Here is a 9,340-nt window from a genome sequence, read left to right as displayed (position 1 = left end):
TCAGCTGCGCCGCGACAGCAGATCGGTGAACAGCCGGTGCTCGCACACCGGATCGGAGCATTTCTCGCAGGACCAACCCCAAGCCTCGCCCGCTGTCCGGCGCGCTGCCGTTGCTTCGGCATCGCTGGCGAGATTCAACGCCGTCCAGGCACTGGCGAGGCGTTCGGGCCCGCGGCCATGCACCACGGCGTACGAGACGCCGGCGCGCGCCAGCGCGGCACGCACCAGCGCGTCGACCGGCTCGCGCACATGCGGCCCGTCGCGCTGCAGGCCGTCGGCCACCCAGGGCAGGTCGAGCGCCGTCAGCAGCGTCATCGCGTAGCCGGCCTGCGCGGCGAGCGCGTCGGGGTAGAGGGCTCGATCATCGAACAGCATGTCGCTGTAGACAGCGGTCATCAGCGCCGTCGTGTCGGCTACCACCACGCCGTGGCGTGCGGCCTCGGCGATGCGGCGCGTCTGCTCGTCGGCGATGGCCGCCTGCTCGTGCGGGCGCGGTGTGCGGCCTTCGCGCACGCACCAGTCGCGCAGCACCTCGGGCACGAGCGTTGTCGCAATGCCGCGCTGCGTCAGCCGCTCGGCCAGCAGGCGTGCGAGCTCCGTCTTGCCGGTGCTTTCGGCACCGACCACGGCGATCACATTTCCAGAGATGAGCGACGGCGTCATGCGGCCGAGGGCGCCAGCCGCCGGCGCCAGGCGAGGTAGCCCGCCACGCTGAGCACGGCGAACACCGCGTACAGGCCGACCGTGAGCCACAGGCCCTTGTGGATGAAGAGGCCGATGCTCACCAGATTCACGGCGAGCCACACCCACCAGTTCTCGATGAACTTGCGTCCCAGCAGGAACTGGCCGACCAGGCTCAGCCCGGTGGCGAAGCCGTCCCACCAGGGCACGTCGGTGTCGGTGAAGCGGCGGAGAAAGAGGGCGACCGCCGGCCAGGCGATGGCGCAGGCCAGGAGCGCCAGGGCGAGGCCGTTCGGGGAAAGCCGGGCGACGCGCAGGGGGCCGCCGTCACCGCGGTGTCCGCGCAGCCACTGGAACCAGCCCCAGAAGGCGACGACGGCGAAGAAGATCTGCAGCGAGGCGTCGCCGTAGATGCGTGCCTCGAAGAACACGAAGCCGTAGAGCAGCGAGCTGACGATGGCCAGCGGCCATCCCCAGTGGATCTCGCGCATGTTGCAGCCGACCATGGCCAGGGCCAGCGACGCGGCGATCACTTCGAGCCAGCTGGTCGGGGCGCCCCACAGCACGAAGGCCGGCGCCGAAAGGAGCTCGGGCATCCTGGCCCGGTCAGTGCGTGATCTGGACGAAGACCTCGTCCGGCTTGACCATGCCCAGTTCCTGCCGGGCACGTTCCTCGACCATCTCCAGACCTTCCTTGAGGTCGTTGACCTCGGAGGCCAGCCGGTCGTTGGCTACGGCGGCGCGCGCGTTCGATTCCTTCTGCGCGCTCAGCTTGTCTTCCAGCTTGGACACCTCGGGCACGCTCCCGCGCCCCGTCCACAGCTGCCACTGAAGGATCAGCAGCAGCAGGGCCAGGACGATGGGAACGACGCGCGAGCGCATGCCTCAGAGGCCGAGGATCAGCGCAGGTTGTAGAACGCGCCGCGGCCAGGGTAGCTGGCGATGTCGCCGAGGTCTTCCTCGATGCGCAGCAGCTGGTTGTACTTGGCGATGCGGTCCGAACGCGACAGCGAGCCGGTCTTGATCTGGCCGGCGTTGGTGCCCACGGCGATGTCGGCGATGGTCGAGTCCTCGGTCTCGCCCGAGCGGTGCGAGATGACGGCCGTGTAGCCGGCGCGCTTGGCCATCTCGATGGCGGCGAAGGTTTCGGTCAGCGTGCCGATCTGGTTGATCTTGATCAGGATCGAATTGGCGATGCCCTTGTCGATGCCTTCCTGCAGGATCTTGGTGTTGGTGACGAACAGGTCGTCGCCCACCAATTGCACGCGCTTGCCGAGGCGCTCGGTCAGGTGCTTCCAGCCGTCCCAGTCGCCTTCGTGCATGCCGTCTTCGATGCTGATGATCGGGTACTTGTCGACCCAGGTGGCCAGCATGTCGGTCCAGCTCTCGGCCGACAGCGAGAGGTTCTCGCCGGCCAGCACGTACTTGCCGTCCTTGTAGAACTCGCTGGCCGCGCAATCCAGGCCCAGGGCGATCTGCTCACCGGCCACGTAGCCGGCCTTGTCGATCGCTTCGAGGATCAGCTGGATCGCCGCTTCGTGGCTCTCGACGCTGGGGGCGAAGCCGCCTTCGTCGCCGACCGCCGTGCTGATGCCGCGGTCGCCCAGGATCTTCTTGAGTGCATGGAACACCTCGGCACCGTAGCGCACCGATTCGCGGAAGCTCTTGGCGCCCACGGGGATGATCATGAATTCCTGCAGGTCCAGGCTGTTGTTGGCGTGCGCGCCGCCGTTGATGACGTTCATCATCGGCACCGGCAGCTGCATGCCGCCCATGCCGCCGAAATAGCGGTACAGCGGCAGGCCGGACTCTTCGGCGGCGGCGCGGGCCACGGCCATCGACACGGCCAGCGTGGCGTTGGCACCCAGCCGGCCCTTGTTGTCGGTGCCGTCCAGGTCGTTCAGCGTGCGGTCCAGGAAGGCCTGCTCGCTGGCGTCGAGGCCCAGCACCGATTCGGAGATCTCGGTGTTGATGTTCTCGACGGCCTTGAGCACGCCCTTGCCGAGGTAGCGGCCCTTGTCGCCGTCGCGCAGCTCGATGGCTTCGCGCGAGCCGGTGGACGCGCCCGAAGGCACGGCCGCGCGGCCCATGGTGCCGCTTTCCAGCAGCACGTCGCATTCGACGGTGGGGTTGCCGCGGCTGTCGAGGATTTCGCGCCCGACGATGTCAACGATTGCACTCATTGCGTCTCTTTCTCAAAACAAAAAAACTTAAACGCCTTCGACCACGATCATCCGCATGATCGCGGCGCCCTGGCGCGCCGCGCGCGCCTTGCCGTATTCGGGGGAACTGTCGAATGCCTTGGCGGCTTCAACGGAGGGGAACTTGAGGATCACCAGGCGCTGCGGCGCCCAGTCGCCTTCCAGCACTTCGACCTTGCCGCCGCGCACGCACACCTCGGCGCCGTGCGCCTGCATGGCCGCGGTCGACCACTTCTTGTAGTCCTCGTACTGCGTCGGGTTGGTGACTTCGACGTTGGCGATGATGTAGGCGCTGGTCATGACTGAAAGATGTCCTCGAGGAAAGCGTTCTTCTTGGTGACGCGATCGAGCGCGACGAGCGTCTCGAGCAGCGCCTTCATGTGCCTGAGCGGCACGGCGTTGGGGCCGTCGCTCAGGGCTTTCGACGGATCGGGGTGGGTCTCCATGAAGAGGCCCGCCACGCCGACCGCCACCGCGGCCCGCGAGAGCACCGGCACCATCTCGCGCTGGCCGCCGGATGTCGTGCCCTGGCCGCCCGGCAGCTGCACCGAGTGCGTGGCGTCGAACACCACCGGCGCCTTGGTCTCGCGCATGATTGCCAGCGAGCGCATGTCGGAGACGAGGTTGTTGTAGCCGAAGCTCGCACCGCGCTCGCAGGCCATGAAGCTGTCTTCGTCGAGGCCGGCTTCCCTGGCGGCCGCGCGCGCCTTGTCGATCACGTTCTTCATGTCGTGCGGCGCGAGGAACTGGCCCTTCTTGATGTTTACCGGCTTGCCCGACTGCGCCACGGCGCGGATGAAGTCGGTCTGGCGGCACAGGAAGGCGGGCGTCTGCAGCACGTCGACCACCTTGGCGGCCTCGGTGATGTCCTCGTTGGTGTGGACGTCGGTCAGCACTGGCAGGCCCAGCTCGCGCTTGACCTTCGCCAGGATCTCCAGGCCCTTGTCGCGGCCGGGGCCGCGGAAGCTGGTGCCCGACGAGCGGTTGGCCTTGTCGAAGCTGCTCTTGAAGATGAACGGGATGCCGAGCGCCGAGGTGATGTCCTTCAGCGTGCCGGCGGTGTCCATCTGCAGCTGTTCCGACTCGACCACGCAGGGGCCGGCGATCAGGAAGAAGGGCTGGTCCAGGCCGATGTCGAATCCGCAGAGTTTCATGCAACGACCTTCAGTGCTTTCTTGTCGGCGCCCTGGTGGTCCAGCGCCGCCTTGATGAATGCGTTGAACAACGGATGACCACTCCAGGGCGTGGACTTGAATTCGGGGTGGAACTGCACGCCCATGAACCACGGGTGCACGTCCTGCGGCAGTTCGACGATTTCGGTGAGGTGCTCGCGCTGCGTCAGCGCCGAGATCACCAGGCCGGCGCGGCGCAGCTCGTCGAGGTAGTTGACGTTGGCTTCGTAGCGGTGGCGGTGGCGCTCGGTCACCACGTCGCCGTAGATGCTGTGCGCCAGCGTGCCCGGGGCCACGTCGGAGCTTTGCGCGCCCAGGCGCATGGTGCCGCCCAGGTCGGACTTCTCGTCGCGCGTCTTGATGCTGCCGTCGGCGTCCTTCCACTCGGTGATCAGCGCGATCACGGGGGTCGGGGTCGTCGGGTCGAACTCCGTGCTGTTGGCGTTCTTCAGGCCCGCCACGTTGCGGGCGTACTCGATGGTCGCGACCTGCATGCCCAGGCAGATGCCCAGGTAGGGCACCTGCGTCTCGCGGGCGAACTTGGCGGCGGAGATCTTGCCTTCCACGCCGCGCTGGCCGAAGCCGCCCGGCACCAGTACGCCGTCGTACTTCGACAGGCGCGACACGTCCTGCGGCGTGATGGTTTCCGAATCGATGTAGTCGATCTTCACGCGGGCGTGGTTCTTCATGCCGGCGTGGCGCAGCGCCTCGTTCAGCGACTTGTAGCTGTCCGACAGGTCGACGTACTTGCCGACCATGGCGATAGTGACTTCGCGCTGCGGGTGCTCCACCTCGTACACCAGGTCGTCCCAGCGCTGGAGCTTGGCGGGCGGCGTGTTGATGCGCAGCTTGTCGCAGATCAGGCCGTCCAGGCCCTGCTCGTGCAGCATGCGCGGCACCTTGTAGATGGTGTCCACGTCCCACATCGAGATCACGCCCCATTCGGGCACGTTCGAGAACAGCGAGATCTTGGCGCGCTCGTCGTCGGGAATGGGCCGGTCGGCGCGGCACAGCAGCACGTCGGCCTGGATACCGATGGCGCGCAGCTCCTTGGCGGTGTGCTGGGTCGGCTTGGTCTTGAGTTCGCCGGCCGCGGCGATCCACGGCACGTACGACAGGTGCACGAAGGCCGAGTTGTTGGGGCCGTTGCGCAGGCTCATCTGGCGCACCGCTTCGAGGAAGGGTAGCGACTCGATGTCGCCGACCGTGCCACCGATCTCGACGATGGCCACGTCGACCTCGTGCGCCGTGCCGATGCCGGCGCCGCGCTTGATGTATTCCTGGATCTCGTTGGTGATGTGCGGGATCACCTGCACCGTCTTGCCGAGGTAGTCGCCGCGGCGTTCCTTCTCGAGGACCGATTTGTAGATCTGGCCGGTCGTGAAGTTGTTGGCCTTGCGCATCCGCGTGTTGATGAAGCGCTCGTAGTGGCCGAGGTCGAGGTCGGTCTCGGCGCCGTCGTCGGTGACGAACACCTCGCCGTGCTGGAACGGCGACATCGTGCCGGGATCGACGTTGATGTACGGATCCAGCTTGATGAGGGTGACTTTGAGGCCGCGCGATTCGAGGATGGCGGCGAGAGAGGCGGAGGCGATTCCCTTGCCCAGGGAAGACACCACACCGCCGGTGACGAAGACGAATTTGGTCATGCCATTTCCAGACTTTCAAGTCCGGTCAGTGGGAAATGAGGATTATAGGTGGCGCCAGCCCCCCGGCCGACGCTGGGGGCATCCCGGAATCTGCGCGGGTGCGCGGGATTCGGCCTGAGCAACAATACCGGCATGCAAGACCTCGCCGGCAAACACATCGTTCTGGGACTCACGGGCGGCGTCGCCTGCTACAAGTCGGCCGAGCTCTGCCGGCTCTTCGTCAAGGCCGGCGCGACGGTGCAGGTGGTCATGACCGAGGCGGCGACGCAGTTCATGACGCCGGTCACCATGCAGGCGCTGTCCGGCCGCCGGGTCTACACCTCGCAGTGGGACCCGCGCGAGGACAACAACATGCCGCATATCAACCTCAGCCGCGAGGCCGACGCGATCGTGCTGGCGCCGTGCAGCGCCGACTTCATCGCACGGCTGGCCGAGGGGCGCAGCGACGAGCTGCTGAGCCTGATGTGCCTGGCCCGGCCCACGGAGCGCGTGCCGCTGCTGATCGCCCCCGCCATGAACCGCGAGATGTGGGCCCACCCCGCCACCCAGCGCAACCTGCAGCAGGTGGCGGCCGACGGCGCCACGATGCTGGGCGTGGGCAGTGGCTGGCAGGCCTGTGGCGAGACCGGCGACGGGCGCATGCTCGAGCCGGCCCAATTGCTCGAGGACATCACGGCCTTCTTCCAGCCCAAGCTGCTGGCGGGCCACCGGGTGCTGGTCACGGCCGGCCCGACCTTCGAGGCCTTGGACCCGATCCGCGGCATCACCAACCATTCATCCGGAAAGATGGGTTTCTCCATCGCCCGCGCCGCGCGCGAGGCCGGCGCCGAGGTCACGCTGATCGCCGGCCCGGTGCACCAGACCACCCCGCGCGGCGTGCGGCGCATCGACGTGATGTCCGCGCTGGAGATGCGCGACGCGGCCGAGCGCGAGGCCCGCAGTGCGTCGGTCTTCGTCGCCACGGCGGCGGTGGCGGACTGGCGGCCGGCCTCGCACAGCGAGCAGAAGATCAAGAAGGATGGCAGCGGCCAGCCGCCGGTGCTGCATTTCGTCGAGAACCCGGACATCCTGGCGACGATCGCGCAAAGCGCCCGCGGACGCAGCGGCGAACTGTTCTGTGTCGGCTTCGCGGCCGAGAGCGAGAACCTCGCCGAACATGCCAAGGCCAAGCGCGCGCGCAAGGGCATCCCGCTGCTGGTAGGCAACATCGGCCCGCTGACTTTCGGGCAGGACGACAACAGCCTGCTGCTGGTCGATGCCGACGGCGTGCGCGAGTTGCCGCGCGCCCCCAAGCTGCAACTCGCGCGTGAGTTGATCGCCGAGATCGCCGTGCGCCTGCCGGCGACGAAGCCGACATGAACCCGCAATGGAACACGCCGCCGGACGGCGACTTCGCGCGCTACGTCGAGCAGCTGTCCGCCCGTTCGGCCACGGCCCGTCGTGCCGCCGAGGCCGATGGCGACCATGCGCTCGACGTCGGCATGGCGCCGACGAACGAGCCGTCCGATGGCCTGTCGCCGCAGCGCGGCGTGGCGCGAGCGCGCCCGGTCGTCGTGCGCACGACGGCAGGGGACGGAGCCCCTGGCGCCGCTCGCCCGGCGGCGGTGGACCTGATCCGCGGTGCCGTCCTCGTCTGGGTCGGCCTGCTGGTCGCGATGATCGTGGCCGACCTGCCCTTCGGCCTGGTGCTGCTCGTTCTCGGGGGCGGCCTCTGGCTGGCCCACCGGTTCCGCCGGCGCCTCCTGCCGCCCGGCATCGATACATGGCGCACCTGGCTGGAAGACATGGCCCGCCAGGCCGCCGAGAAACAGCAACAGCAACGACCCAAAGGCAAGTGAATCCGTGAACGTCGACGTCCGCATCCTCGATCCGCGCATGGCGGACCAACTCCCCGCCTATGCCACGCCCGGCAGCGCCGGCCTCGATCTGCGCGCCTGCCTCGATGCGCCGATCACGCTCGAGCCCAACGCGTGGCAACTGGTCGGCACCGGCATCGCCATCCACTTGGCCGACCCCGGCTACGCGGCCCTGATCCTTCCGCGCTCGGGCCTCGGCCACAAGCACGGCATCGTGCTGGGCAACCTGGTCGGGCTGATCGACAGCGACTACCAGGGCGAATTGAAGGTCAGCGCCTGGAACCGCAGCGACACGGCCTTCGTGCTGCAGCCCATGGAGCGGCTGGCCCAGCTGGTGATCGTGCCGGTGGTGCAGGCGCAGTTCAATGTGGTGGCCGAGTTCCCGCCGAGCGAGCGCGGCGAGGGCGGCTACGGCTCCACCGGGCGAAGCTGATTCGCACCGCGCGCTGCGAATGTGTCCCTGGTGCAAAGCCGGGAACTCCTTACAAAGCGGTCTCCTCGAACTCTCCATGATCCGCCAGCAGAATGAGCGGTCATCGGACCGCACGCCGGCGCGTTAAGAGAAGCCGAGAGTGTCCCGTTCAACAGGTTTCGTGGAGTAACACACATGAAGAAACAACTTCGCATCCTTTCACTCACTGCAGCCGTGGTGGCCCTCGCCACCTTGACCGCCTGCGTGGCACCGCAACCGGTCTACGAGACCGCCCGCTATCCCTACCACCCGCATGCGCAGCCGGCGTACGCGGCACCCCAGGGCCCGTACGCCGAATACGGCCAGATCGCCAACATCGAGGTGGTTCGCAGCGAAACACGCGGCGCGGCACCCGGCGGCGGCGGAGCGGTGGCCGGCGGCGTGATCGGCGGTGTGCTGGGCAACCAGATCGGCCACGGCGGTGGTCGCGCGGCGGCCACGGCTCTGGGCATCGTCGGCGGTGCGCTGCTGGGCAACAACATCGAGGCCAACAACAATGCGCCGCGTGCCTACGAAAGCTACCGGATCTCGGTGCAGATCGATCGCGGCGGCTACCGGGCTTTCGACGTGCCGACGCCGGGCGACCTGCGGATCGGCGACCGGGTGGTGATCAACGGCGGGCAGATTTCTAGATATTGACCCACCCCCGAAGCGGCGCACTGCGTGTCGCCGCCTCCCCCTCAAGGGGGCGATACCAGTGGCCCGGCAGAGCCGGTTCCACGGTATCCCTGGAACAAGAAAGCCCCGCATCGCGGGGCTTTCTGTTGGGGCGTTTCTTGTCGGTTCAGTGCAGCGTGTCGCTGCCGGGCGTGGCCGAGGCCAGTTTGAAGAAGCCGGTCCCGGCGGAGCCGCGGCCGATCTCTTCCTCGGTGGCTTCGCGCACGGAGCGCACGGTCATGTCCAGGCGCAGGGCGATGCCGGCGAGCGGGTGGTTGCCGTCGAGCACGAGGTGGCCGGGGTAGATCTCGGCGACGGTGTAGATCACGTCCTTGGGCATGTCGGGGTTCACGCCGTCGGGCAGGGCGGCACCGTCGAAGGTCATGCCTTCCTCGGTGCCTTCGGGGAAGAGCGTACGCGGTTCGAGGAAGAGCAGCTGGTCGTTGAAGTCGCCGAAGGCCTGCTCGGGTTCGAGTTGCACCTGCACCCGCGCGCCGGGTTCGTGGCCCTGCAGCACCGCTTCGATCGCGTAGAAAAGATCGTCGCCGCCGACGAGGAACTCCACCGGTTCATCCAGCACGTCGAGCACGTCGCCGAGGGTGTCTTTGAGCGTCCAGGTCAGGCCGACCACGCATTGTTCAGAAATTTCCAT

The 9,340-nt window shown here is 67.6% G+C and carries 12 protein-coding genes; 4 read left to right on the top strand and 8 right to left on the bottom strand.

Annotation, left to right across the window (positions count from 1 at the left end; genetic code table 11):
- Genes QTH86_RS09230 through pyrG form a run of 7 tightly spaced genes read right to left on the bottom strand, consistent with a single transcriptional unit; the run spans position 1 to position 5,703 of the window.
- Positions 1–663, bottom strand: coding sequence for an AAA family ATPase (locus tag QTH86_RS09230; RefSeq protein WP_286644971.1), 663 nt, complete (start codon positions 661–663; stop codon positions 1–3).
- The gene (gene pnuC, locus QTH86_RS09225; RefSeq protein WP_286644972.1) at positions 660–1,277 is read right to left on the bottom strand and encodes a nicotinamide riboside transporter PnuC; all 618 of its coding nucleotides are present in this window, start codon (positions 1,275–1,277) and stop codon (positions 660–662) included. The genes QTH86_RS09230 and pnuC overlap by 4 nt, the downstream gene beginning before the upstream one ends.
- A gap of 10 nt (positions 1,278–1,287) precedes the next feature.
- Positions 1,288–1,563: a cell division protein FtsB gene (gene ftsB / locus QTH86_RS09220; protein ID WP_286644973.1), complete on the bottom strand. Its 276-nt coding sequence runs from the start codon at positions 1,561–1,563 to the stop codon at positions 1,288–1,290.
- Between the two features lie 17 nt (positions 1,564–1,580).
- The gene (eno, locus tag QTH86_RS09215; protein ID WP_286644974.1) at positions 1,581–2,864 is read right to left on the bottom strand and encodes a phosphopyruvate hydratase; all 1,284 of its coding nucleotides are present in this window, start codon (positions 2,862–2,864) and stop codon (positions 1,581–1,583) included.
- Between the two features lie 27 nt (positions 2,865–2,891).
- Positions 2,892–3,182: a DUF1330 domain-containing protein gene (locus tag QTH86_RS09210; protein ID WP_286644975.1), complete on the bottom strand. Its 291-nt coding sequence runs from the start codon at positions 3,180–3,182 to the stop codon at positions 2,892–2,894.
- On the bottom strand, positions 3,179–4,036 hold the full coding sequence (gene kdsA, locus QTH86_RS09205; protein WP_286644976.1) for a 3-deoxy-8-phosphooctulonate synthase: 858 nt from the start codon (positions 4,034–4,036) through the stop codon (positions 3,179–3,181). The genes QTH86_RS09210 and kdsA overlap by 4 nt, the downstream gene beginning before the upstream one ends.
- Positions 4,033–5,703: a CTP synthase gene (gene pyrG / locus QTH86_RS09200; protein WP_286644977.1), complete on the bottom strand. Its 1,671-nt coding sequence runs from the start codon at positions 5,701–5,703 to the stop codon at positions 4,033–4,035. Before pyrG ends, kdsA begins: the two co-directional genes overlap by 4 nt.
- Positions 5,704–5,835: 132 nt before the next feature.
- Between pyrG and coaBC the strand changes: the two genes are divergently transcribed.
- From coaBC to QTH86_RS09180, 4 genes are all read left to right on the top strand, one after another.
- Complete coding sequence (gene coaBC / locus QTH86_RS09195) at positions 5,836–7,062, top strand: bifunctional phosphopantothenoylcysteine decarboxylase/phosphopantothenate--cysteine ligase CoaBC (protein WP_286644978.1); 1,227 nt, start codon at positions 5,836–5,838, stop codon at positions 7,060–7,062.
- Positions 7,059–7,541, top strand: a complete 483-nt coding sequence (locus tag QTH86_RS09190; protein WP_286644979.1) for a hypothetical protein — start codon at positions 7,059–7,061, stop codon at positions 7,539–7,541. Before coaBC ends, QTH86_RS09190 begins: the two co-directional genes overlap by 4 nt.
- Positions 7,542–7,545: 4 nt before the next feature.
- On the top strand, positions 7,546–7,992 hold the full coding sequence (dut, locus tag QTH86_RS09185) for a dUTP diphosphatase (protein WP_286644980.1): 447 nt from the start codon (positions 7,546–7,548) through the stop codon (positions 7,990–7,992).
- Positions 7,993–8,166: 174 nt separating this feature from the next.
- Positions 8,167–8,670 (top strand): glycine zipper 2TM domain-containing protein, encoded by a 504-nt coding sequence (locus tag QTH86_RS09180; RefSeq protein ID WP_286644981.1) that lies wholly within the window; start codon positions 8,167–8,169, stop codon positions 8,668–8,670.
- 145 nt (positions 8,671–8,815) lie between these two features.
- On the opposite strand, the gene QTH86_RS09175 is transcribed toward QTH86_RS09180, so the two are convergent.
- Complete coding sequence (locus QTH86_RS09175) at positions 8,816–9,340, bottom strand: FKBP-type peptidyl-prolyl cis-trans isomerase (protein WP_286644982.1); 525 nt, start codon at positions 9,338–9,340, stop codon at positions 8,816–8,818.

Origin of the sequence: Variovorax sp. J2L1-78, assembly GCF_030317205.1 — a bacterium.
GTDB classification, from domain to species: domain Bacteria; phylum Pseudomonadota; class Gammaproteobacteria; order Burkholderiales; family Burkholderiaceae_C; genus Variovorax; species Variovorax arabinosiphilus.
The sequence above is the reverse complement of the archived record's forward strand: the minus strand, read 5'-3'. Positions and strand labels throughout refer to the sequence as shown.